This is a genomic window from Rhodococcus sp. NPDC056506 (genome assembly GCF_042794945.1).
In the GTDB taxonomy this organism is placed as follows: domain Bacteria; phylum Actinomycetota; class Actinomycetes; order Mycobacteriales; family Mycobacteriaceae; genus Rhodococcus_F.
Genome location: NZ_JBHTSW010000001.1, coordinates 146,333 through 168,437 on the forward strand (window position 1 = coordinate 146,333; position 22,105 = coordinate 168,437).

25 protein-coding genes are annotated in these 22,105 nt (G+C 63.1%); 14 read left to right on the forward strand and 11 right to left on the reverse strand.

Annotation, left to right across the window (positions count from 1 at the left end; translation table 11 throughout):
• Positions 1–231 precede the first annotated feature (231 nt).
• The 3 genes from ACFQ6H_RS00665 (at position 232) to ACFQ6H_RS00675 (ending at position 2,771) form a co-directional block, all read left to right on the forward strand.
• Complete coding sequence (locus ACFQ6H_RS00665; RefSeq protein ID WP_378540884.1) at positions 232–1,410, forward strand: acyltransferase family protein; 1,179 nt, start codon at positions 232–234, stop codon at positions 1,408–1,410.
• Complete coding sequence (gene msrA / locus ACFQ6H_RS00670; protein WP_378536460.1) at positions 1,349–2,062, forward strand: peptide-methionine (S)-S-oxide reductase MsrA; 714 nt, start codon at positions 1,349–1,351, stop codon at positions 2,060–2,062. The genes ACFQ6H_RS00665 and msrA overlap by 62 nt, the downstream gene beginning before the upstream one ends.
• A gap of 112 nt (positions 2,063–2,174) precedes the next feature.
• Positions 2,175–2,771, forward strand: coding sequence for a hypothetical protein (locus ACFQ6H_RS00675; RefSeq protein ID WP_378536462.1), 597 nt, complete (start codon positions 2,175–2,177; stop codon positions 2,769–2,771).
• A gap of 15 nt (positions 2,772–2,786) precedes the next feature.
• Here ACFQ6H_RS00675 and ACFQ6H_RS00680 read toward each other — a convergent pair whose 3' ends face one another.
• Positions 2,787–3,716, reverse strand: a complete 930-nt coding sequence (locus ACFQ6H_RS00680) for an LLM class F420-dependent oxidoreductase (RefSeq protein WP_378642709.1) — start codon at positions 3,714–3,716, stop codon at positions 2,787–2,789.
• Between the two features lie 16 nt (positions 3,717–3,732).
• On the reverse strand, positions 3,733–5,529 hold the full coding sequence (locus ACFQ6H_RS00685; RefSeq protein WP_378642714.1) for a hypothetical protein: 1,797 nt from the start codon (positions 5,527–5,529) through the stop codon (positions 3,733–3,735).
• Between the two features lie 415 nt (positions 5,530–5,944).
• Between ACFQ6H_RS00685 and ACFQ6H_RS00690 the strand changes: the two genes are divergently transcribed.
• The 4 genes from ACFQ6H_RS00690 to ACFQ6H_RS00705 are packed head-to-tail and all read left to right on the forward strand — an operon-like array spanning position 5,945 to position 9,490.
• On the forward strand, positions 5,945–6,931 hold the full coding sequence (locus ACFQ6H_RS00690) for a DUF4328 domain-containing protein (protein ID WP_378642718.1): 987 nt from the start codon (positions 5,945–5,947) through the stop codon (positions 6,929–6,931).
• Entirely contained in the window at positions 6,928–7,692 is a 765-nt protein-coding gene (locus ACFQ6H_RS00695; RefSeq protein ID WP_378445512.1) for a glycerophosphodiester phosphodiesterase, read from the forward strand. The genes ACFQ6H_RS00690 and ACFQ6H_RS00695 overlap by 4 nt, the downstream gene beginning before the upstream one ends.
• Positions 7,693–7,703: 11 nt before the next feature.
• Positions 7,704–8,618: a DUF5926 family protein gene (locus tag ACFQ6H_RS00700; RefSeq protein ID WP_003944127.1), complete on the forward strand. Its 915-nt coding sequence runs from the start codon at positions 7,704–7,706 to the stop codon at positions 8,616–8,618.
• A 53-nt stretch (positions 8,619–8,671) separates the two neighbouring features.
• Positions 8,672–9,490, forward strand: a complete 819-nt coding sequence (locus ACFQ6H_RS00705; RefSeq protein WP_003944129.1) for an alpha/beta fold hydrolase — start codon at positions 8,672–8,674, stop codon at positions 9,488–9,490.
• Here ACFQ6H_RS00705 and ACFQ6H_RS00710 read toward each other — a convergent pair.
• Together ACFQ6H_RS00710 and ACFQ6H_RS00715 are read right to left on the reverse strand one after the other, a co-directional pair.
• Positions 9,487–10,032 (reverse strand): ferritin, encoded by a 546-nt coding sequence (locus ACFQ6H_RS00710; protein ID WP_024487904.1) that lies wholly within the window; start codon positions 10,030–10,032, stop codon positions 9,487–9,489. The two genes, ACFQ6H_RS00705 and ACFQ6H_RS00710, sit on opposite strands and share 4 nt — an antisense overlap.
• A 154-nt stretch (positions 10,033–10,186) precedes the next feature.
• Positions 10,187–11,113, reverse strand: coding sequence for a cation diffusion facilitator family transporter (locus tag ACFQ6H_RS00715; protein ID WP_378536472.1), 927 nt, complete (start codon positions 11,111–11,113; stop codon positions 10,187–10,189).
• A gap of 179 nt (positions 11,114–11,292) precedes the next feature.
• On the opposite strand from ACFQ6H_RS00715, the gene ACFQ6H_RS00720 reads away from it, so the two are divergent.
• From ACFQ6H_RS00720 to ACFQ6H_RS00730, 3 genes are read left to right on the forward strand one after another with little or no spacing between them, the layout of a single operon-like run.
• Positions 11,293–11,922 carry a M23 family metallopeptidase gene (locus ACFQ6H_RS00720; RefSeq protein WP_378537150.1) on the forward strand — a complete coding sequence of 210 codons (630 nt, stop codon included), beginning with the start codon at positions 11,293–11,295 and terminating at the stop codon, positions 11,920–11,922.
• A 28-nt stretch (positions 11,923–11,950) separates the two neighbouring features.
• Positions 11,951–12,310 carry a BlaI/MecI/CopY family transcriptional regulator gene (locus tag ACFQ6H_RS00725; protein ID WP_378642723.1) on the forward strand — a complete coding sequence of 120 codons (360 nt, stop codon included), beginning with the start codon at positions 11,951–11,953 and terminating at the stop codon, positions 12,308–12,310.
• Positions 12,307–13,254 carry a M56 family metallopeptidase gene (locus ACFQ6H_RS00730; protein ID WP_378633550.1) on the forward strand — a complete coding sequence of 316 codons (948 nt, stop codon included), beginning with the start codon at positions 12,307–12,309 and terminating at the stop codon, positions 13,252–13,254. The genes ACFQ6H_RS00725 and ACFQ6H_RS00730 overlap by 4 nt, the downstream gene beginning before the upstream one ends.
• 9 nt (positions 13,255–13,263) lie before the next feature.
• Here ACFQ6H_RS00730 and ACFQ6H_RS00735 read toward each other — a convergent pair whose 3' ends face one another.
• Both ACFQ6H_RS00735 and ACFQ6H_RS00740 read right to left on the reverse strand, forming a co-directional pair.
• Positions 13,264–13,830: a vitamin K epoxide reductase family protein gene (locus ACFQ6H_RS00735; protein ID WP_378633553.1), complete on the reverse strand. Its 567-nt coding sequence runs from the start codon at positions 13,828–13,830 to the stop codon at positions 13,264–13,266.
• A complete protein-coding gene (locus ACFQ6H_RS00740; RefSeq protein ID WP_378540863.1) occupies positions 13,827–14,471 on the reverse strand; it encodes a DsbA family protein in 645 nt (214 codons plus the stop codon). The genes ACFQ6H_RS00735 and ACFQ6H_RS00740 overlap by 4 nt, the downstream gene beginning before the upstream one ends.
• A gap of 126 nt (positions 14,472–14,597) precedes the next feature.
• Here ACFQ6H_RS00740 and ACFQ6H_RS00745 point away from each other — a divergent pair, with 126 nt between their 5' ends.
• Positions 14,598–15,539 (forward strand): cytochrome c oxidase assembly protein, encoded by a 942-nt coding sequence (locus ACFQ6H_RS00745; protein ID WP_378642726.1) that lies wholly within the window; start codon positions 14,598–14,600, stop codon positions 15,537–15,539.
• A gap of 11 nt (positions 15,540–15,550) precedes the next feature.
• Here ACFQ6H_RS00745 and ACFQ6H_RS00750 read toward each other — a convergent pair whose 3' ends face one another.
• From ACFQ6H_RS00750 to ACFQ6H_RS00770, 5 genes are all read right to left on the reverse strand, one after another.
• A complete protein-coding gene (locus ACFQ6H_RS00750) occupies positions 15,551–16,096 on the reverse strand; it encodes a ferritin (RefSeq protein ID WP_378445519.1) in 546 nt (181 codons plus the stop codon).
• 37 nt (positions 16,097–16,133) lie between these two features.
• Positions 16,134–16,604, reverse strand: coding sequence for a hypothetical protein (locus ACFQ6H_RS00755; protein WP_378536485.1), 471 nt, complete (start codon positions 16,602–16,604; stop codon positions 16,134–16,136).
• A 99-nt stretch (positions 16,605–16,703) separates the two neighbouring features.
• Entirely contained in the window at positions 16,704–17,939 is a 1,236-nt protein-coding gene (locus tag ACFQ6H_RS00760; RefSeq protein WP_378445521.1) for an LCP family protein, read from the reverse strand.
• A 160-nt stretch (positions 17,940–18,099) separates the two neighbouring features.
• On the reverse strand, positions 18,100–18,921 hold the full coding sequence (locus ACFQ6H_RS00765) for a CPBP family intramembrane glutamic endopeptidase (protein ID WP_378536487.1): 822 nt from the start codon (positions 18,919–18,921) through the stop codon (positions 18,100–18,102).
• A gap of 10 nt (positions 18,922–18,931) precedes the next feature.
• Entirely contained in the window at positions 18,932–19,711 is a 780-nt protein-coding gene (locus ACFQ6H_RS00770; RefSeq protein WP_378536490.1) for a DUF2470 domain-containing protein, read from the reverse strand.
• A 139-nt stretch (positions 19,712–19,850) separates the two neighbouring features.
• Here ACFQ6H_RS00770 and ACFQ6H_RS00775 point away from each other — a divergent pair, with 139 nt between their 5' ends.
• From ACFQ6H_RS00775 to ACFQ6H_RS00785, 3 genes are read left to right on the forward strand one after another with little or no spacing between them, the layout of a single operon-like run.
• Positions 19,851–20,489 (forward strand): hypothetical protein, encoded by a 639-nt coding sequence (locus ACFQ6H_RS00775; protein ID WP_378642730.1) that lies wholly within the window; start codon positions 19,851–19,853, stop codon positions 20,487–20,489.
• A gap of 31 nt (positions 20,490–20,520) precedes the next feature.
• On the forward strand, positions 20,521–21,435 hold the full coding sequence (pheA, locus tag ACFQ6H_RS00780; protein WP_378642734.1) for a prephenate dehydratase: 915 nt from the start codon (positions 20,521–20,523) through the stop codon (positions 21,433–21,435).
• Positions 21,432–22,100, forward strand: coding sequence for a histidine phosphatase family protein (locus ACFQ6H_RS00785; RefSeq protein ID WP_378445525.1), 669 nt, complete (start codon positions 21,432–21,434; stop codon positions 22,098–22,100). Before pheA ends, ACFQ6H_RS00785 begins: the two co-directional genes overlap by 4 nt.
• Positions 22,101–22,105: the final 5 nt, after the last annotated feature.

Here is a 22,105-nt window from a genome sequence, read left to right on the forward strand (position 1 = left end):
CCTGGTGCTTTAGAGTGCGTCGATCACCGGTCACGGCGTGACGTCACTCGCGTATGTGCAAATCATTCTTCGGGTTTCCACCCAATAACATTCGTACACCGTCCGCAACAGTCCGGCTCAGGTAGTAATCACCAAAAAATAAAGTTTGGGCAACCAAACTTACCCTGATCTAAGGGTAAGCTAATATGCGCAAATTCGTCGTAAAGGTGAACGGAACCTTAAACTTGCGCGATGCCCGCACCAGTTTTCCTCCCGGAATCACCAGAGGCGGCCGCGCCTCGGGTGAATCTTCCGGGCGCTGACCTGCTGCGAGCCCTGGCGGTTGCCGCCGTGATCTACTCCCACATCTCTTTTTACGTCATCGACGATCTCGGCTCGGGTTGGTGGGTGATCGACGTCGTCTACGGCGTTTTGATCGAGCCGGCCGAACTCAACCAGCACCTCTCTTTTGTCGGAGTCGCAGTATTCATGATGCTTACCGGCGCATTGGTGACGCGGTCCGCGATTCGCGATGGTCCCGGAAAGTTCTTGACCAACCGATTCAGTCGACTGCTGCCCGCATTCTGGGTGGCAACCGCGATTGCCATTCTTCTGGTCCGCCTCGGAATCAACGGAATGTTCAGCGGTCAGGAAGGTATTTCCGATACCGAAGCGTTGATGAGCTTTTTTCTCGGCGGATTCTTTCTCAAGCCCGAGGTGGCAGTTCTCGGAGTGACCTGGACGCTCACCGTCCAATTCCTCTTCTATCTCGCGTGCGTCGCCGCTCGTCCGATACTGCGGCTGCGTCCGATCGTCATGCCGCTCGCCGGTGGTGCGCTGTGCTCACTGGTTCTGCTCTACAACGTCTACGCGCCGCTGCCGTACACCGTGCCGATGCTGTCCAAGATCGCCGCGACGCTGCCGGCCGTCTTCCTCGGCCAGATCATGTACCTCGCGTGGGCGAAGCTCGCTCCCGGCCGCTGGCTGATCGCGGCCGTCCTCATGCAGATGCACGTCATCATCGTGGCGACCCAGTTCCGCGTGTACTGGGCCGGCGAGCACTACCTGTGGACTATCTCGGTAGTCGCCGCAGCGGTTGTCCTCATCGGCCGCTACGACGGCGTCCCAACGCGCTGGTCGGTCGTGAAGTGGCTCTCGACGCGCAGTTACGTCATCTATCTCGTGCACACCCTGATCCTGTACCGCGTCGTCGAGAACACCGTGATGTACGTGGGACCGACGCTGGCCTTCGCACTGTTCCTTCTGGTCACGGCTGCGGTATCAGAAGTCGGCTACCGCTGGGTGGAGCTGCCCGGTGCCCGCGCGGTCACGGCGTGGCGAAACAGCCGCTCGCGCGTAGCATCGAAGCATGAGCTGGTACGACGACATTCTGGGACGAGCGTCCGCAAAATCCACGCTGATCGCGCCTGAGGACGCCCTCCCCGGGCGAGAGCAGAAAATGCCGGTACCTACCGCGCACTACGTCAACGGACATCCGTTGACGCCGCCGTTTCCGGCCGAAATGCAGACCGTCGTCGTAGGTATGGGTTGTTTCTGGGGCGCCGAGAAGGAGTTCTGGCAGCTTCCCGGTGTGTACACGACCGCTGCGGGTTATGCCGGCGGCTTCACTCCCAATCCGACATACGAAGAGACGTGCTCCGGACGCACGGGGCACACCGAAGTAGTGCTGGTGGTCTTCGACCCCGCGGTGATCTCCTACGAGCAGATCCTGGCGCACTTCTGGGAGAACCACGATCCGACGCAGGGGATGCGTCAGGGCAACGACCAGGGCTCGCAGTACCGTTCGGCGATCTTCACGACGTCCGCGCAGCAGGAAGAAATCGCTCACGCGTCGGCCGTCGCTTTCGGCGAAAGGCTTGCCGAAGCGGGATACGGCGCGATCACCACCGAAATCGGTCCGCTGCGCGACTTCTTCTATGCGGAGGATTACCACCAGCAGTATTTGGCGAAGAATCCCGGCGGTTACTGCCCGGTGCATGCCACCGGCGTCAGTTGCCCGGTGGGATTACTCCGTCAGGATCAGGTTCCGGCGCAGACGGATATCCTTCCGCCGAGCGAATAACTGGAACAGGTGTTGGAGGACACATGTGATTCAGCTCGTTAACACTTGCAACTAGATCGAAACAAAGGGAATCTCGAAGTAACAGTGTGTCGTCGAGAGAACTGAGTTCACAATGTCAGGTAGTACGCGAGGAACTGCGTCGCTGCTTCGACGCACCATTCACGTAGGCCACGATCCGATGGTTCGCCGCAGTGATCGGATCGAAGGGTTCATGTCCTTCGGTCTGATCATTTTCGCAATTCTGCTGCTGCCACTCGCAGTGTGGGCCGGCGCCGCGACGGCTTCGAGCCAGAACGCACTGATCGCCAAACAATCCTCGGAACTGCACAGCATTTCGGCGACGACAACGGCGGATTCGAAGCAAACCACCGTCTCCAACGCCGATTACATTGCGCCGACGACGGAAATGGCCAGCGCACAGTGGAACTGGAACGGTGAGGTTCACACGAGCGACATCACTGTCGACTCAGCGACGCCTGCCGGTACCGAGGTCGACATCTACGTCAACGATCAAGGTGACAAGTCCGTAGCCCCGATCACTCAGAGCGCTGCCGACGTCGCAGCCGTTGTGACCGGGGTTTTCACCTGGTTCAGCGTGATGTCCTTGCTGGTCATCGCGTTCATGCTGGTGCGGGTGTTTCTCGACCGTTCGCGCTCGGCCCAGTGGGACCGGGACCTACGCGCATTCCTCGACGCGAACGCGCTGTAGATCCCGGCCCGTATCTCACTGCAGTTGGGGCATGACCTCGCTTGCGACGAGTTCGAGATGATCCAGATCGGCGAGATCGAGAGTCTGCAGGTACACACGCTGTGAACCGGCTTCGGCGAATGTTCCGATCTTGTCGACCAGTTCCGAAGGTGTTCCGGCCAGACCGTTCTCACGCAATTCGTCCACGTCTCGTCCGATGGCCTCGGCGCGCTTCTTGACCTCTGCCTCGTCGCGGCCGCAGCAAAGGACGAGAGCGTTGGAGTACACCAATTCGTTCGGATCCCGCTCGATGTCGACGCAAGCCTGACGAACGCGCGCAAAGATGTCCTTCGTTTCTTCGAGGGACTTGAACGGGATGTTGAACTCGTTCGCGAACCGAGCGGCGAGTGCCGGAGTCTTCTTCTTGCCCGTGCCACCGATCAGGATCGGCGGACCGTCGACCTGATGCGGCTTGGGAAGCGCGGGAGAGTTCTTGATCTGCACGTGCTTACCGTCGTAGTCGAACGTGTCGCCGACCGGCGTACGCCACAGACCGGTCACGACGTCGAGAGTTTCCTCGAGCAGTTCGAAGCGATCCTTGAGCGCGGGGAACGGGATCCCGTACGCCTGGTGCTCTTCCTCGTACCAACCGGCACCGATGCCGAGGTCCACGCGGCCACCACTCATCTGATCGACCTGCGCGACCGAGATGGCCAGCGGGCCGGCGTGACGGAACGTAGCCGACGTCACGAGGGTGCCGAGGCGGATGGTGGACGTTTCGCGGGCGATACCGGCGAGCGTGATCCACGCGTCGGTAGGTCCGGGAAGGCCGTCGGTATTCATGGCGAGATAGTGGTCCGAGCGGAACAATGCGCCGTAGCCGAGTTTTTCGGCGGTCTGGGCAACAGTCAGTAGTTGTTCGTAGGTAGCGCCCTGCTGGGGTTCGGTGAATATACGCAGCTCCATGACTTCTACTCTGCCACTATTTTGCGGAGGTCGGGACGACGGCACCGACTTGTCCACCGCCGAAACACAGGGTCAGTCCCGGCGTTGTCGGCGTGATTTTCACACTGTTTCCGTGGCCGACCAGGCGTACGAACGCTGAGTGCAAACCTTGCGTCACGGGTACTGATACGGCGTCGCCGGACTCCAACGCGACGTCGATCGTTCCGTCGGTGCTCGCGAGGTAGTTGAGCTGAACCGTCCATTCCCAACCGGCCAGGGGGCCGTCGAGGGGGAGTTCGATGGGGCCTTCGGAGCGGGTGCCGCAGTTCGGTGCCGTTCCTTCGGGAATCCTTCTCGTCCAGGTCACTTCGGCATCGACAATCTTTCCGCTGTCGTCGATCGTGCGCAGAATCGGAGTGCTGGAAGAGAATTCGGGTCGATCAGACAGAGGCGCGAGAACATTGCTTGCCAAATTGTTCGGAAAGGCGACGGGAAGAAGTACCGCGATCGCGACGGGTTGCTCGAGCAGCGGAGCATCCTGATTCTGGGACAACGACATTCGTGCGTTGGCGAGGTAGTCGCGAGTCGGGTTCTCGCGCCAGATGTCGACGAACGTGACAGTCGAGACGAGCGAACTGACAACGAAGAGCGCTGAGAGCCCGGCGGCGACTGCGACGGGCATGCGGGCCGGACGTCGCCGAGGTGAGGCGAGAATCAGGGCGGCGGCGAGTGCGAACACCGTCGCCGAATCCGTGTAGTAGCGCAAGGTCTGCGCCAATTCGTAGGTGGTGTCGGCGTCGGATCGGGTCGCGGTCATCGCCACGACGGAGGCCAGGAAGTACAGCGCCGCGGCGGCCCAGATCCAGGCGGCGCCGCGTCTGGCACGCACTGTCATCACGACCGTCGTCAGCAGTGTGGCCCAGGCCGCGACCACCAATACCGTCGGCGGATCGGCCCACGCGGGGCTGGGGATCCACCGCTCCCAGTGCCAGGGGCCGCCGATAAGAGTGGGAAGCATCCCCAAGGACGTGCCGTGATGCAGCAGTTCGGTGGACATGGAACGGCCGTAGCCGGTGACCGGGGACTCGACGGTGGTCAGGTACACCGGAATCCAGATCGCGAGGACAGCGGCGCAGGCCGCCCACAGGAGTCGGCACTTCGTGATCGCACTCCGGATCGGCGTTCCTTCGCCTTGCGTGCCCAAGTACAGCACCAGAAAAGCGAGTGCCACGAACGGAACGAGCACTGCTTTCTCGAAGAACAGTAGGGAGACGACAAAAACTGCGGTGCCCGAGAACACGTAGCGCACATGCCCGGTGCGGTACAGCTTGATCGCGTCCCCGCACGCCCAGGCAAGTGCGGTCTGTAGCGGCAAGGCATTGAGCGCGGCCGCCCACCACGAGAACGCCGGAAGTGTCAGCGGGACGAACAGATACAGGATCAGCGGAATCAACAGCGCCGGTCGCCAGCCGAGGACCAACCGAAGAGTGCGGAGAAGCGCCAAGGACGCCACGGCCTGACCGATGACGAGCAGTGTCGCCGACAGTGCCCAGTTGTACGGTGCGATGCGTGCGATCAACCCGGTGAAGAAGAAGGCCGCGGGCATGAAGTGACCGTCGTGATCGTAGAGCAGGAGTTCGCTCGAGAAGAGCGAGAAGCGCGCGCCCCGGCCCATGAGGATGAGGTCGTCCCAGTAGAAGTAGTTACTCGCGGCAACCCAGGCGCGAATGACGAGCTGACATCCGATCAATACGAACGCGAGCTGCATGACCCGTTTCGCGGTGAACGTCAGAGTTGGCTCGGCCTGTGGAGAAGTCGTCGACGGAGAAGTCATCGACGGTCATGCTTCCAGGTGTGTCAAAACCGGCCTTCGGCGAAAAAGGGGATAACGGTCTTTTCTGTCTTTTCGGGCACAATTTCTGAATGGATTGTGAACTTTGCCGGGATAAATGACGCCGACGCCCGAAAGTTCACTGACCTGCGGTGTCAAATTCATCCTCGAGCCTGTGCATCGTTCGCTAACACCTGTCAGCAAATTCTCAGGGTCTTGCCCGTGACCTGTGGATAAAGCCCGATTCATTCATCCAGAACTGTGGATGAACCTGTGGAAACTGTGGATAACTCGAGTTTTTAAGTGGCGGAGGTCACATTATTCGAACAATGCAGGTGAAGGCGGTGGAGGTTCGATCACAAATCGGGAGTGAATCCATTTGCTGCCGTTACCGATACGGCGTGACAGAATCGAAGTTGTGAGTGTCGTTCAGGTCTGCGCCCGGTGCGCCGCGCGTTGGCCCGTAGTCGGCGGCCCGACGCAGCGCAATGGAGTCGGCGGCCCGACGCAGTGGTGCCCGCGCTGCAGCGGCGTTCTCCTCATCCCCACCCGGACCGAGATCTACCAACCGCCCAACCGTCGAGGCTTCCGCTGGATCGCGCGCTCACCGTCCGACCCACGAGGCGTGGGGGACGCACCAGTGCGTCGTAGCTTCTCCACTCCGCGCTACGACGCTGTCCCGCAGTGGGGACTCCAGGACGTCGTAGACACCTCACCGGTACCGCCCTCGCGTGCGGACCGGATGGCCGATCGAGTCGAGCCGTTGCTGACGCTCGCGACGATCCTCTACGGACTGGCGGTGTTCGCCGAACTGTGCAGATACGCGATCCTGGTCCGCAACCGCACCACGCTGATCCCGCAGCCGTTGCTCACGGTCTCCGACGCCGCCGTGTACTTCACCCAGTTGGGTGGACTGCTGGTCTCCGTCTTCGCTGCTGTAGCCGCCGTGTGCTGGCTGCTTCGTCGGCGTCGTGAACACTTCGCACGCGCCCGGGAATCCGATCCGCGTACCGCCTCGGAAGTGGTCGTCGGCTGCGCTGTGCCGATCCTCAACCTGGTGATGCCGGCCGTCTATCTCCTCGAGCTCGTTCGCCGTGATCCGCGCGGAACCCTGCTGGTCAAGATCTGGTGGGGCTTCTGGGGATTCAGCGCTCTGCTGCTGGTGGTCAATGCGTACTGGCGATCACGCCCGGGGATTCAGGCCATGGCGGACGGGGTTCTGCTGAACGCATTCATAGCGCTGATCGCTGCCGTCACCGCCGCGTTGACGCTCATCGTGATCCGACGGATCGAGCGCAAGAGTTGGCGCGGCGAGCCCGAATCGGAAACCCGGTGGGTGCCGGTGCCACGCTCGGTGTTGGAAAAGAAGACGGTGTTGGAAGAGAAAGAGACCGCAGCCCTGTGAGCCCAGATCGTCGAGGTCCACTCGTCGTTGCGCACCGAGGTGCGTCGGCTGCGCGGCCGGAGCACACGCTCGCCGCCTACGAACTAGCTCTCGAAGAGGGTGCGGACGGGCTCGAATGCGACGTTCGGCTCACCCGCGACGGACACCTGGTCTGCGTTCACGATCGCAAGGTCGACCGCACCTCGAGCGGGACGGGGATCGTCAGCGAGATGACTCTCGATTCGCTGAACGCTCTGGACTACGGGTCGACGAGCGAACCGGCCGAACTGCTGACTCTCGCCGATCTCATCACCCTCGCCCTGGATTTTGCGCGCCCGGTGAAGCTGTTCATCGAGACCAAGCACCCCGTGCGCTTCGGCGGCCTGGTCGAAGCCAAACTCCTGGCGGAACTGCACCGCTTCGGGATCGCGTCACCGCCGTCGGCCGATCATTCGCGCGCTGTTGTCATGTCTTTCTCGGCGAGTGCGGTGTGGCGAGTGCGCCGTTCGGCACCGCTGCTGCCGACGGTCCTGCTCGGTGACGCGTCGCGGTACCTCGGCGGCGGTGCGTCGACGGCGGTGGGCGCTACGGCGATCGGGCCGTCGATCAAGGCGCTGCGCGAACATCCCGATCTGGTCGATCGGGCCGCCGCTGCGGGTCGCGCGACGTACTGCTGGACCGTCGACGACAAGGCGGATGTGGACCTGTGTCGTGAGCTCGGGGTCAGTTGGGTTGCCACCAACCATCCCGGGCGCACGAAGCAATGGCTGGGCAGCGTGTAGATTTTGCCCTCGTGGCCAAGAAGAGCAAAAGAAACAGTGGACCGAAGCAGGGCAGCGCACGCGCAGAGAAGCTGGCGGCACGCCAAGCAGAGCGTGAAGCCGCTGCCGGCGTAGTCAGCCGCCCGTTCGAGGGCCTTGCCGCCGAGTGCGATCTGGTCGCGCTGCGTGAATTCGTTCCGTCCGCCACGGCTCCGTTGCCGGTCATCGGCTCCGACCGTCCCGTCACGTTGGCGACGGTCCTCCCCGGCGCTGTTGCCGCACTCGTCCGCGACGAGGGCGAGACGGCCACCGGATTTGTCGGTGTCCAGGTTCAGGCGCACTCGGCCGACCTCGGCGCAGACCTCGCCGCTTCGGTGAACTGGATCAAGGACGCGGCCCCCGGCGACGCGCTTTCTGCCGCGAACCCCGATTCCGAGACCCCCGCGGTCACCGCTGTCGTCGATCCGTCGGCGCTGCTCGACATCACCGTGCACCAGAACTTCAACTGGTGGATTCCGGAAGGCGTCGAAACCGATCCCGAGGTTGCCGCCACCGTGCAGCACGCCAACTCGGCGATCATGCCCTCTGCACGCCTCGAAGGCGACGGCCTCGTTGCCGCGTGGTGGGTAGACGCCGGCGAGAAGGCGCACCTGCGTTGGGTTCGTCCCGAGAGCGAAGACGACCTGATGCTCGCGCTGGCGCGCGTGCACGCGACCGGTGGACTGCACCTGGGTGAGGGCTCGCGTTACGCGGGCTCGTTCCGCACCCACGGCCTGTTGGTTCCCGTCTTCGACCTCGACCGCGAAAAGCATGCAAACGAGTGGGTTGCGGCAACCGTCGAGCTCGGTGAGCGTCTTGCCGAGGCTCTGGCCGTCGATGCTCCGCTCACCTCGGCCGAGCTTCGCTCGCGCGACGGACTTCGTGGTCGTCAGGTCACGCTGCGCTGATTTTTTCGCCATAACTATAGGCGTTACGCAAAGTTACGGTTAATGTTGGCGACATGACCTTGTCGCATGACATCTCCGGTAGTGGTCCCACGCTTGTGCTCGTCCATGGAATCGTCCATCGACGGCAGGCGTGGGATTCGCTTTTGGACCAGCTGACGCCGTACCGCCGCGTCGTCACCGTCGACCTGCCGGGTCACGGAGAGTCACTGCTGCCCGAACTCGGTCCTGACGTCATGGGACAGCTGATCGACGATGTCAGTGAGTTCGTCAAGGAAGTAACTCCGGCAGGGGAGCGCGCCCACGTCGCCGGAAACTCGCTCGGCGGCTGGATTGCACTCTCGCTGGCGGCGCGCGGAGACGTCGCGTCGGCGACAGCTCTTTCGCCGGCCGGGTTCTTTGTCAATCACCTCGATCAGGTGCGAGCGATCAACACGTTCCGTGCACTGCGCGGCACGGCCAAGCTCATGGGCGACGGATTGCCACGCGCATTGCGGTACAAGCTGATTCGCTATCCGGCGCTCGCCGCGTTCTTCGCTCATCCGAGTCATGTCGGGTATGCGGCGGCGTTGGCCGACTGCCGTTCGCTCGTGTCCAACGAACTCGTCGACCTCGGTCTCGAGATGGACTTCGTGTTGCCGCCCATCGTGGATCCCACTGTGCCGGTGACGGTTGCGTGGGGCCGACGCGATCTCATCCTGCCCGTGTATCAGGCGCAGCGCGTGAAAAAGCCGTTCCCGCAGGCAAAGTTGATGGTTCTGCCCGGTCTGGGGCACGTACCGATGACAGATGCCCCCGAGCTGATCAGTTCGATCCTGCTGGCAGGAAGCGAACCGTTCGGCTCGAGGGCAAAATCTGTGAGTGCTGCAGGCTAGATGGTTCCGCCTGCTGCGTTCGGCGCACCGGTGGTGTCACCGACGGTGCTCATCTCACGGGAAACGAAGTCTTCGAGGTCGAACAGGTTGGCGCCTGCGCGATCCGCGATGGTGAGAAGTGTTGTCATGCTTGCCACTTCCTCGACCTGCTCCTTGAGGAACCACTGCATGAACTGCTCACCGAGGTAGTCGCCTTCTTCGCGGGCAGTGCTCGCGAGCTGGACGATCTGCTCGGTGACCGTCTTCTCCTGCGTCAGCGCGAGGGCGATGGGCTCGCGGGCATCCTTGAAGTCGGCCTTCGCAGCGTCGACGCCGGTGAGTTCGACGTTGATGTCGCGATCGAGGAAATACTGAACGATCATCATGGCGTGGTTACGCTCTTCCACAGCCTGCTTGTAGAAGTGCTTTGCCAGCTGTGGCAGATCCGCATTGTCGAAGTAAACCGCTGTCGCGATGTACTGATGCGAAGCGTTGAACTCGTTGCGAATCTGGTCTCGGAGTAGTGCGTGGAATTTGGTCATGTGAGTCTCCCCAGAAGTCATGAATTCCAAGATAGTGCAGGTCAGAGGCCCTGTCATCCCAGTCTGACCTTATTGTGGTAAGCGTTCCCAAACTAAAGAAGACCTAATTTTTCGCCGAATTCCGTGAGGTTATCGAGCCCGGTGAAATCGAATGTTTCATTTAGGAATGTCTATTTCACCAGGCGAGTTCCGCGCATTTACCGTCACTTCCCTGTAGTTCCACCTGTACGGTGGCGTGTTCGAGTTCGAAGGCCTCGGTAAGCAAGGTTTGGGTGGCCGCGAGCACCGTTGTGGGATCGGCGTCACTTGCCGCTGTGACGTGAACGGAAGCAACTTCCATCCCCGAGGTGAGCGTCCAGACGTGTAGATCGTGCGCGTCGACGACGCCCGGGAGGGTGTTGATCTTCTCGATGATCGACGTGACGTCGATGCGATCGGGAGCCTGCTGGAGCAGGATGCGGACGGCATGGCGACCCAGGTTGAAGGCGCGCGGCAAGACGAAAAGACCGATGGCTACGCCGATGACGGGGTCGGCGTAACGCCAACCGAACGCGAGCGTGACCAAGCCGCTGACGAGGACGCCGATGGACCCGACCATGTCCGCCATGACTTCGAGGTAGGCGCCGCGGATGTTGATACTCTCCTTCGCGCCGCTGCGCAGCATCAGGAAGGCGATGACGTTCATTGCCAATCCGACGACGGCGACTATCGCGACGGGGAGGCCGGGAACCTCGGGCGGATCCGAGAATCGGCTGGCAGCCTCGTAGAGCACCCATCCGGCGACTGCGAAGAGCAGGATCGCATTGGCCAGTGCTGCAAACACTTCCGTGCGATACATGCCGAAAGTGCGGTCGGGGCGCCGGGCGGCACGCTGTGCGACGAGGATCGCGGCGAGCGCCATGAAGATGCCGAAGATGTCGGTGAACACGTGCGCCGAGTCCGAGAGCAGTGCCAGCGACGAGGTGAAGAGTCCGACCGTCACCTGCAGCACGAACGTCACCAACCCGAGGCCGGCGGCGATCCACAGTTTGTTGACGTGCTTGCCGCTGTTGCTGGTCGCAGCCTCGGCGGGGGAGATTCCGTGTCCGTGTCCGTGTGACATCGAAGATCCTTTCGTCGACGTCAGCCTAGACACATATGCATATATGCGCAATAGTGCATGTCTTAAAAACTATGCAACATAGTTGTATGGTGGCGGCGTAGACCTTCATTTGCCATCGACGCGAGGACCGAGAAGTGGGACGACATCGAAAAGCCGAGCCGATCAGACCCGGCGGGCGCATAGCCGCGGTTTCCGTGGCGACGGGCGCAATCCTGGCGTCCGGCACTTCCATCGGGCACGCATCGCCGCCGCCGGTTGCAGTCGAGGATGTGGCGGCGGTGTCGGTGCCGGAGATCCTCGACCTTGTTCGAACGACGGATCTTGCCGGAATAGCCGAACAACTCGGCAAGACGCGACAACTCGAATCCGAGCGAGCGGCGCTGACGTACGAGGCAGAGAAGCCGCAGGTGATGGCCCCCGTCAGCGGGACGATGACGTCCAACTTCGGTCCACGGTGGGGAACCACCCACTACGGTCTCGACATCGCGAACGCGATCGGAACACCCATCGTGTCGGCGACCGACGGTGTTGTGCTCGAATCCGGCCCCGCGGCGGGATTCGGGCTCTGGGTCCGCATCCAGCAGGATGACGGGACCGTCGGCGTCTACGGACACATCAACGAGGCGCTCGTGGTCGCCGGTCAGAAGGTGCGGGCGGGTGAACTGATCGCGACCGTCGGCAATCGTGGACAATCGACAGGACCACACCTGCACTACGAGGTGTGGCAATCTGACGGACAGAAGACCGATCCGCTCGCGTATCTGAATTCCCGGGGCGTGTCGTTCGGGGAGAAGACCACGGGCGACTGAAGTTCTGTCACGACGCGATGGAGGAGCAATGCAGGGGCTGGGCGGACTCGAAGCCGAGGTCATGGATGTGCTCTGGCAGTCCGACGACGCACTCTCGGTCAAGGATCTGGTCGAGATCTTGAGCGAGCGTCGACAGCTCGCGTACACCACCATCCTGACCGTCGTGACGCATCTCTACGACAAGGGGTGGGTGAGTCGCGAGAAGAAGAGTCGCGCCTACTTCTATCGGCCGAGCCGCACCCGTGAAGAAGCCACCTCCAGGGCTCTGCGCGAATTGTTGGACAGCAGTTCCGATTCCGCTGCCGTGCTGTTGCACTTCGCCAAGACCATGACGGACGCCGAGAACGAGGCCCTGCGCCGAGGTCTTTCCGGGGAAGGTGCGCAATGACATTGGCGTTGCCGATGCTTCTCGGTGCGGTACTCGTGGGATTTTTGGTCCCGCGGGTATTGCGAGCCGTTTCCTCGGCGTTGTCACCGGCGGTGCTACTCGCGGCGTGGCTCGGCAGTATGGCGTCGGCTCTGTATCTCGCTCTCTCCGCGGTCTTGGTTCTGGTGTGGCCGAGCCACGCACCGGTCGAGGGGCTGGTCGACGGTATCGCTCGGTGCTTCAGCGCCTTCGCGCACGGCACGAGTTCGTGGGTAGGTGAACTGATCACCGGCACAGCCGTTGCTGCGGTGGGTTTGATCGCCGTTCGGATCGTGCTGGCCGGCCGCAAACAAGCGCGTGAGCACGCGAGGGTGCGAGATTTCCATCGTGATGTTCTCTCGATCGTCGCGCGCCGCGACAACTCGGAGTCCGACGTGTTGTGGTTGGATCATCCGCTGCCGATGGCCTACAGCGTCGCCGGAAAACCTGGATTTGTCGTTGCGACGCAAGGCTTGTCATCCGCTCTTACCGGAGGCGAGCGTGACGCGGTCCTCGCGCACGAGCGTGCACACCTGAGCGGCGGTCATCACCGAATCGTCGGTGCGTGCGAAGTCCTGGCCGCTGTTCTGCCGCGAGTGCCGTTGTTCGCGGCGGCACCTGCTGCCGTCGGCGCGATCGTGGAACTGTCGGCGGACCGGCACGCCGCTCGCGTCACCAGCCCGGCTGCGGTGCGTTCCGCTCTTGCCGTGGTGTCGAAATCGCCGCTTCCTCAACCGGACTGGAGCTTGGGCGATCACGGCGGCGCGACCGCAGTGCGATTGCGTTCCCTGGTCGACGGCGACGTGGCGTCGCCTCGGCGACTGACCTGCGCGGTGGCGGCCTGTGTGCCGGCGGCTGTCACGACGGCCGTTGCCGCAGCCGTGACGGTAGCTGTCTCCGCGGGTATCTGCGCTGTTCTGACCTGAATCCCGTACTCAGGCGAGTGTCCGCCAGTACCACCAGAAGGCCTCGGTGATTGCAAGCACCACAAGGAGCATCCATACCGTGGGCACTACCGAGTGGTATCTGGCGGCGGTGGCGGCCGTGGCGCTGTTGGTTCGCGAAACCGCAAGGTGCAGGGCGCAATACCAGAGTGAACACACCACCGAGATCCAGACGATCATGCAGTAGGGGCACAGCGCCTGGATCGAATAGAGACTCGCGAAGATCAACCAGTGAACAAATGTCGCGGCCAGGGCCAGCCCGGCGAGTGTGGCGAACCAGCACCACCGCGGGAGAGATACTCCGGTAGCAGCGAGGACCCCGACAGTGGTGAGCGCGGTGAAGCCGATCAGACCCGATATCGGATTGGGGAATCCGAACACCTCGGCCTGCGGTGAACTCATGATGGTGCCGCAGCTGATGATCGGGTTGATGCTGCACGACGGTACGTACGCCGGGTCGCTCAGCGTTGCCAGCTTCTCGAGCGTCAGGACGAATGACGCGATCAGGCCGGCAAGGCCGGCGACAGCCAGAATGCGACCGGTAAGGACGGAGTTCATTGTCCCAGTACGGTGTCGATCTGGGCTTTCAGATCTTCGTAGGTCGGCATCGGGGCCAGTTTCACATCGTTCAGAAAGAGGGTGGGCGTGCCCTGGACGCCGAGGCGTCGACCTTCTTCGAAGTCGCGCTCGACCCGCTCGCGGACGCCGCGGCTGCCGAGGTCGGAGTCGAATCGGGTCATGTCGAGGCCGAGATCTTGTGCGTAGGAGCGGAACAGCACCTCCTGCGATTCGGCAGATTCACCCCACTGCGACTGCGTCTCGTACATCCGTTGATACATCTCGACGAACTTGCCCTGGCGAGATGCGGATTCGACGACCTGCGCCGCGAGAGTGCTGTTGGTGTGACTCGGAATCGGAAAGTATCTGATCCCGAACGTGATTCGATCCTCGTACTCGGCTCTGATTCGCTCCATCGTCGGGTACAGCGCGCGGCAGGCCTCGCATTCGAAGTCGAGGAACTCGACCAGGTTCACCTTGCCGTCGGCGGCCGAGGTCAATCGGTACGCGTCGTCGGTGAGGACGGCGGTGGATTGTGCTGCCCGATCGGTGCTCTCGTTGTCCGCCCGGATCGGATCGACGGTGATGAACGTGATCAGAGCTACCGCGAACACCGCGATCAGGGCGGCGGATATCTTCATGCTTCTGGACACTGCTGTGCACCTGGACCTTCCGTCGAATTCCTAAATACTATCCAACATAGTAGTTAGGTGTAGAGTCGACGGTACCCGCATGGAGACGAAGGAGGACCCGCCGGTGAAGCGTTCGTGAACGACACGCCGCCGCCGTCGATCGGGCAGATGCTGGAGTGGGATACTTCATCCCTCCCGCTTCTACCTGCGCTGGGAGTTGTTCTTGCGCTCTGGTATTGGACTGGCGCTCAGCGAGTTCGCGCGAGTGTGAGACCGTGGCCGTGGCATCGGACAGCGTGTTTCCTGGGTGGGTGCCTGCTGCTGATCGCGGTAACCGGACTGAAGGTCGAGAGCTACGGCTACGAACTCTTCAGTGTCTGGATGTTCCAACACCTGACGCTCTCGATGGCGATCCCGCCGCTCTGGGTACTGGGCTCGCCGGGACTACTGCTACTGCGTTCGACGCCGCATCGAGGGATAGGAAAAGGTGTTCTCGCGCTTGCCCTCTCGGCATTGCGTAGCCCACCGGCGCGGTGGATGCTGCACCCCGGTTTCACGATCCCGGTATTTCTGTTCAGTTACTACGGGATCTATCTGTCGCCGATCTTCGACACTGTCTCGGCGTTACCGGCCGGACACGTTTCGCTCGAGATCTTCTTTCTCGCCAGCGGTCTGCTCTTCATCATGCCGGTGCTCGCGACCGGCCCACTGCCGGTGCGGCAGAGCTACCTCGGGCGGTGTTTCGACCTGTTCGTGGAGATGCCGCTGCACGTGTTCATCGGCGTCGTACTCATGATGGCGACAAAACCGCTACTGACCACCTTCGTGGATCCGCCTCCGGAGTGGGGCGTGGACGTCATGCAGGATCAGCAGCTGGCGGGCGCCCTCGCGTGGTCGTACGGAGAGCCCGTCGCGCTGGTGGTGGTCGTGATCTTCGCGATGCGCTGGAACCGGGACGACAAACGGATGAATGCCGCCCTGGACCGCCGCGCCGAGATCGACGGCGACAGTGATCTTGAGGCGTACAACAATTTCCTCAGATTACTGAACGCCGCCGAGCGGCCTGAGACTCGGTAGGCCGGTGGCCCTCAGACGCCGCCGCCGGCGGGCGTCGGCGCCATTGCGTCGGCAGCGGCCGGGGTGTTCATCTCGCGTGCGACAAACGTTTCGAGGTGGAACAGGTTGTCGCCGGCGCGGTCGACGATGGTGAGAAGTGTTGTCATGCTTGCCACTTCCTCGACCTGTTCCTTGAGGAACCACTGCATGAACTGCTCGCCCAGGTAGTCGCCGGTATCGCGAGCTGTACGTGCCAGCTGCGTCACCTGCTCGGTGACCGTCTTCTCCTGCTCGAGTGCCAATTCGACCGGAGCCCGGACACTGTCGAATTTCGTCACGACGTCGTCGATACCGGGTACGTCCACGTCGAGGTCGTTGTCGAGCAGGTACTGGATCATCATCATCGCGTGACCGCGTTCCTCGGTGGCCTGGCTGTAGAAGCGCGCGGCCATCTGCGGAAGATCGTGAGCATCGAAGTACACCGCTACCGCGATGTACTGCTGCGATGCAGTGAACTCGTTACGGATCTGCTGACGCAGCAGAGTGGTGAATTCGCTCGAGTTCTTCGCCTGTGTCATCCCAACAGGTTACTGGGTCGTCGCCGCTGAGAGGGAGCTACTTCTTGTCGAGCTGATCGATGATGAAGCCGAGAGATTCCGGTCGGTACCCGTAGACGAACGAGTCCTTTTCGCCGACGTACCAATCGCCGCACTGAAAAGAACTGCCCTTCTCGACCCCCGTCGGCCACCACTGTGCGGACAACGATGCGGGACGAGTTTCGACGGTGGGTCGTGCGATGCAGCTGTTGTGATCTATCTCCGCGATGTTCGCAGTCATTCGCAGGATGCGTTCGTTGCCGGTGGTGCGGATGACCTCGTCGATACCCGTTGCGCCGGCGGGAACCCAACTCGGCAGTGTGTCGATTCCGTTGGATGCTTGTGCAAAAGAGAAGGTTTCGGTTTTCTTGTACGCCTTGGAGTCGTCGAACTTCTCGAAGGTTCCGGAGCAGGACGTCACGAGTGCAGCAGCTCCGACGGCGGCGGCAACGACGGCGAGAGTGCGGAATCGGCGGTGTGTTGTGTTCATACCTTCACGGTATTTTTCGGCCGCCGATTCCGCGTCCTGCCGGAAAGCGATTTGTTCGCCGGGCTTGTCCTCCCGCGGTACTACCGGAACTCAGGGCGATTACCCCGTGGTGATCAGATCCTGTGGAATCTGCTGATCGTTGGCCAGGGCGTCGAAGAACTGCGAAGCGCGCGCCTTGTCCCACAACAACACGTTGCCCGAACCGTCCACGTCCTCGAAACCGGCGACCGGAACCGTCGTGGTGGTCATCCCTCCCCGAAGCGCCCAGGCGAGTGAGGCCAGATTCCAGATGTGATCGCCTTCGTCGACCTGTAGAGATTTGGCGGTATCGGAGACGAGTGGCCACAACCGGAACGGATTGAGGAACGTGGTCGGACTCGTCGCCTTCGACAGCAACGCCGACATGAACTGGCGCTGGTTGTTCATGCGGTCGAGGTCGGCGAGCGCCGTCGCGCGAGTTCGCACGAACCCGAGTGCATCCGAACCCTTCAAGTCCTGGCACCCGGCGGGGAGGTTGATCCCGGCCAGCGGGTCGTCGATCGGCTGAGCCAGGCACACGTTGACGCCGCCGACGGCGTCGACGATGCCCGCGAACCCGCTGAATCCGATCTCGGCGTAGTGGTCGATGCGAAGCCCCGTTGCCTCCTCGACGGTCTGCACCAACAAGGGAGCGCCACCGAAGGCGAAGGCGGCGTTGATCTTGTCCGAGCCGTAGCCGGGGATCGGAACGTACGAGTCGCGCGGGATGCTGACCATCGTCGTCTTCCCGCTCTTGGGGACGTGGACCAAGATCACCGTGTCAGTGCGCTTGGGTCCGGTGTCGCCGCCCGTCGCAAGGGCTTGCTCCTGCTCGGGGGTGAGCCCCTCACGAGAGTCGGAGCCGACGATCAGCCAGTTCGTTCCCGGAGTATCGGCGACGCGTCCTGCGTAGTCAGGCAGCGCGTCGATTCGATTGAGCGAACTGTCGACGTAATAGAGCGCACCGGCCAATGCGAGCAGCAACACCAACAACGTGATGCCGATACGTTTACCCCAGCTACGACGCTTACGTGGGCGTCGCTGCTTCGGTGGTTCAGGAGGGCGCGGCGGGGCGTTCGGCGGGGTTCGGCGCGGCGGAGCGGGCGCGTACTTGGCCTGACGCTGCGGATCCTGACGCTGCCCACCCTGACGACGGGGATCGTCCTGGAACGGCTGCGGGCGCTGGGTCGGTGCCCAGTCCTCGCGTCTGGGTTGCTGCGGCGCTTGTTGTGGGGCCTGTGACCAGGCCTGATTGGCCGGATTCTGCTGCGGCGGGCGTCCGTCGCGGCGTATGACCGTCGGGCCTTCCGGCGGCATCGGTGGACGCCGCTGCGGGGGTGGGCCCTGACGGGGTGGATTCGGGCGTGGAGGGTTCTGCCTCGGAGGCATCGGTCCACGCGGAGGTGGCCCTGGCGGCTGGCGCCGCGGAGGGCGCTGAGGATATTCGGAGTCGCCGGTCACCAGTTCACGGTACCGGTCACGGCAGCCAGGAGACGTGATCGCGCAGGAGGGCGTAACCGATGAACGCCACCATGTCGATGAGAGCGTGGGCGATGACCAGTGGCCAGAGTTTCCCGGTGCGCTGCCAGTACCGGCCGAACACGAGCCCCATGATCACGTTTCCGACGCCGCCGCCGAACCCCTGATAGAGGTGGTAACTGCCGCGCAGGAGTGACGATGCGAGCAGCGATTTGTTCTCGCTCCAACCCAGCGTTCGGAGGCGAGTGATCAGGTAGGCGACGACCAGCACCTCTTCGGCGCCGGAGTTCGCGATTGCGGACAGTACGAGGATCGGCACCCGCCACCAGTGGTCGTCGAGCGCGCTGGCCTGGACGGTGAGGTTGACGCTGAGCGCCTGAGCCACGAGATAGAACACCAGGCCGGGGAGACCGATCACGGCGGCCAAGCCGAAACCCGGGGCTATGTCGCGTCCGAATCGAGGTTTGGGAGTCAGCCCCGCAGCACGCGGACCGATCCCCGAGCGCCACAGTAGATAGAGTCCTAGCGCTGCCCATGCGAGAAGCTTTGCGACGCCCAGTAATTGGCGCGCCAGGTCGATCCAGTCGATGGCGGCCCGCGAGGGATTGAGCGCAACCGTCTGATCCGAGAGCGCAACCGGCGTCGCCAAGGATTCGGCGAGCGACAGGATCCCGGACAATCCGCTGAGTCCGAAGGTGACCAGCAGGACGATCGTGATCTCGATCCAGACTCCGCGTCTGGCGGCCGGATCGAGCGCCGGGCCGGCCGGGACGGGAGTCGGCGGCCGTAACCACGTGCGGACGGTTTCGCGGGCATTCACCCGCGCAACGCTAGCCGTTCGATGCGCCGCCCGATCGGAGGCCGTTGAGGAAAGGGCACCCGACCAGCATGCGGATGGCGCGGCTCAGCGCGGGAGCGTCGTCGACGGGGTTGGCGAACGGCATCCACACGTCGCGGTCACCGGTGTGATCCTCGACCCGCAGGCGCAGGCCGTAGCGGTCGATGCCGAGTGGCCGAACGCGTCCGGTGCGCATGTACGGGGGAAGCTTGCGCACGAGCAGGTCCACGAGGTCGCGGTGGTCTTCGTCCAGATGCTGCAGCCACGCCGTTTCCATTTCCCAGAAGGGATCAGGGCTGGCGTTCAGCAGTTCGTCCACGGCGACGGGTTCTGCTCCCGTCGAATCAGCGACTACAGCCGAGGCCAGGCTCAAACGAAGAAGGACCGAGGTGTGGCCGATGTCGAGAAGTCCCGGGTGGGGATGTTCGGATGCGACGTCGTCGGCGAGAACGCGTGCCTCGTAATCGGGCACCGCGTGCAACGTGCCGCGAAGCCACACGAGGGAGCGCACGGGCTCGCGCAGTCGCAGTGGTGCGTGATCGGTGATCTCGAGGACGGCAGGCAAGCCGCCGCCGCCGGAGTTCCAGGCCAGAGCCGCAGCTGCGGAGGCATGTGGGACTGCAACGACGACGTCACCGTTCGAACGCAGGTGATGCACCGAGGTGACGGTGGGGTCGCTGCCTTCGATGGCGAGAACTGCGTCCTGTGCGCGCACGCAGGCGCTGCGGACGCGTTCGGCGGTGGACGGGCCGGTGCTGGTCTTCGTTGCCATGCTGCCCCCTTGGCGGGTGTTCTCTCGAACTCCATCGGATGATGAGGTAACCCTAACCTAAGGTGCTCCGGTGTGAATCGCAAGACTTTTACGCAACTCGCGTGGAATCCGTCGACTTCGCCGGGGTTACGGTTTGTCCGTGGCCATTCCTCTCTCACTCGGGCTGCCCGCCCCGAGAAACTCGCGCGGACTCCTCGAAGCACTCTTTCTCCCGGTCGTTCCGGCGTCCGCCCTGATCGGCGCCGAAGCCGCGGGCCGGGTGGTCGTCCGTCTCGACATCGATCCCGAGAAACTACGTGCGGACACCGGTGTGTCGTACGAGGCCGTCCGTTTCGACCTCGACGTCACCACCGACCAGATCGACGACGCGATCGCGCTGCGCCTGCCCGCTCCGCTCGCTGTGTACGTCGACGGCGGCGAAGAGGATCTGACACCCGCCGAAGCGGCACTGCGACTGTGCGAAGGTGGCCGGATCCCCGGACTCGCCGCCGGTCGTACGCCCACCGAAGTGGCCGATTTCCTGGCGGTACTCGCGCACGAGTCCGTCGGTTTCGTAGCCCGCGCAGCCGACGCCGACGAGGTGATCGCCTTGCTGTGTGGCACCGTCGCCGCACTGCGTGGTGATGACGTTCGCGCCGCGATAGTCGATCCGAAGCCGGAAAAACTCACTGCTCTGATCCCGGAAGCCGCGTCCGCGATGCGCGAGGTGCTGCTCACGATCGAGGTCGCGGGTCCGCAGGCGGTGGAAACCGCTCTGCGTGCCGCGGGTTTGCAGTGACCGGCGCGGGTCGGTGCGTAATCTCGTAGGCGTGCCAAGAATCGCGTATTTCGGTCCGTCGGGAACCTTCACGGAGATAGCTCTCGCCCAGTTGGAGGCTGAGGGCGCGTTCGGCGAAACCGTCGAGCGAGTACCGGCAGGAAGTCCGCCGGCGACGCTCGACATGGTTCGCGACGGTTCGGTCGACGGGGCCGTGGTTCCCTTCGAGAACTCGGTGGAAGGCGGCGTAGCGCCGACGCTCGATTCGCTGGCCCTCGGTTCGCCGCTGCAGATCGTGGCCGAAACCGATCTGGACGTGAGCTTCTCCATCCTGGTTCGGGCCGGGACTACCGCAGATCAGGTCCGCACGATCGGGGCCTACCCACATGCGGGCGCACAGGTCCGCGGATGGATCGCCGAGAACCTTCCACAAGCCGAGGTAGTGCTGGCCTCGTCCAATGCCGGTGCGGCCCTGGATGTGCAGGCCGGAACCGTCGACGCCGGTGTGTCCACGGCGCTGGCCGGTCAGATGCTCGAACTCGACAGCCTCGCGGACAACGTCGCCGATGTGGGCGGTGCCCGCACACGCTTCGTGCTGGTCACCAAGCCGGCCCCGGTTCCGCCGCGGACCGGTGCCGATCGCACCGCGCTGGTGCTTCACCTCGACAACGCTCCGGGCTCCCTGGTACGTGCACTCTCCGAATTCGCAGCTCGCGGTATCGATCTGACTCGGATCGAATCGCGGCCGATGCGAACGGAATTGGGTACTTATCGCTTCTTCGTGGACTGCGTCGGGCACATCGAGGACTCGTTGGTGGCCGAAGCGATGCGTGCACTGCATCGCAAATCCGGAGTCCGCTTCCTCGGATCGTGGGCAACAGCGAATTCGACCGGGCCACAACCACCTTCGGACGAAGAAGCAATCAACTGGATCGACGAGCTCAAGCGGGGAGAGGGAGAACGATGACCGGAAGGCTCATCCTCGTTCGGCACGGTCAGACGGAGGCGAATGTCGCCAAACGTCTCGACACCGCCCTGCCAGGAGCAAAGCTCACGCCGGCAGGGTTGGCGCAGGCCGAAACGTTGGGCATCGGCCTCGCTTCGGCCCCGCCCCTCGCACTTGTGTCGTCGTTGGCGTTGCGTGCACGGCAGACCGCAGGTTTCGTGGAGCAGGCAGCGGGCGTCTCCCTGGATGTGCGGGACGGACTGCACGAGGTGCAGGCCGGGGATCTCGAGGATCGCACTGACGAAGCCGCGCACCGACTGTTCATGGAGACGTTCCATCACTGGCACACCGGGAACCTCGGCGCCCGCATTCCCGGCGGCGAAACGGGATACGACGTCCTGGAACGGTACGTCCCCGTCGTCAACGCGTTGCGGGAAGAATTTCTCGAAGGCTCACGCGACGGCGGAGACATCGTCGTGGTCAGTCATGGTGCGGCGATCCGTCTTGTCGCCGCCCAACTTGCCGGTGTCCCCGGTCTGTTCGCCGCCAACAACCACCTGGCCAACACCGAGACCGTCGAACTGTTGCCCTCGGCCGACGGCGGCTGGGAGTGCCTGCGCTGGGGAGCTGTGAATCCGCCGTTCGAGCATCGGCTCATCCCCGGTGCCGACGACGTGATGGGCTGACCGCC

Bases quoted from the DNA above. Each gene is read 5' to 3' on its own strand.
- ACFQ6H_RS00665 (WP_378540884.1), top strand. From the start codon at position 232: ATGCCCGCACCAGTTTTCCTCCCGGAATCACCAGAGGCGGCCGCGCCT.
- msrA (WP_378536460.1), top strand. From the start codon at position 1,349: ATGAGCTGGTACGACGACATTCTGGGACGAGCGTCCGCAAAATCCACG.
- ACFQ6H_RS00675 (WP_378536462.1), top strand. From the start codon at position 2,175: ATGTCAGGTAGTACGCGAGGAACTGCGTCGCTGCTTCGACGCACCATT.
- ACFQ6H_RS00680 (WP_378642709.1), bottom strand. From the start codon at position 3,716: ATGGAGCTGCGTATATTCACCGAACCCCAGCAGGGCGCTACCTACGAA.
- ACFQ6H_RS00685 (WP_378642714.1), bottom strand. From the start codon at position 5,529: ATGACTTCTCCGTCGACGACTTCTCCACAGGCCGAGCCAACTCTGACG.
- ACFQ6H_RS00705 (WP_003944129.1), top strand. From the start codon at position 8,672: ATGACCTTGTCGCATGACATCTCCGGTAGTGGTCCCACGCTTGTGCTC.
- ACFQ6H_RS00710 (WP_024487904.1), bottom strand. From the start codon at position 10,032: ATGACTTCTGGGGAGACTCACATGACCAAATTCCACGCACTACTCCGA.
- ACFQ6H_RS00715 (WP_378536472.1), bottom strand. From the start codon at position 11,113: ATGTCACACGGACACGGACACGGAATCTCCCCCGCCGAGGCTGCGACC.
- ACFQ6H_RS00725 (WP_378642723.1), top strand. From the start codon at position 11,951: ATGCAGGGGCTGGGCGGACTCGAAGCCGAGGTCATGGATGTGCTCTGG.
- ACFQ6H_RS00730 (WP_378633550.1), top strand. From the start codon at position 12,307: ATGACATTGGCGTTGCCGATGCTTCTCGGTGCGGTACTCGTGGGATTT.
- ACFQ6H_RS00735 (WP_378633553.1), bottom strand. From the start codon at position 13,830: ATGAACTCCGTCCTTACCGGTCGCATTCTGGCTGTCGCCGGCCTTGCC.
- ACFQ6H_RS00740 (WP_378540863.1), bottom strand. From the start codon at position 14,471: ATGAAGATATCCGCCGCCCTGATCGCGGTGTTCGCGGTAGCTCTGATC.
- ACFQ6H_RS00750 (WP_378445519.1), bottom strand. From the start codon at position 16,096: ATGACACAGGCGAAGAACTCGAGCGAATTCACCACTCTGCTGCGTCAG.
- ACFQ6H_RS00755 (WP_378536485.1), bottom strand. From the start codon at position 16,604: ATGAACACAACACACCGCCGATTCCGCACTCTCGCCGTCGTTGCCGCC.
- ACFQ6H_RS00760 (WP_378445521.1), bottom strand. From the start codon at position 17,939: ATGCCGCCGGAAGGCCCGACGGTCATACGCCGCGACGGACGCCCGCCG.
- ACFQ6H_RS00770 (WP_378536490.1), bottom strand. From the start codon at position 19,711: ATGGCAACGAAGACCAGCACCGGCCCGTCCACCGCCGAACGCGTCCGC.
- ACFQ6H_RS00785 (WP_378445525.1), top strand. From the start codon at position 21,432: ATGACCGGAAGGCTCATCCTCGTTCGGCACGGTCAGACGGAGGCGAAT.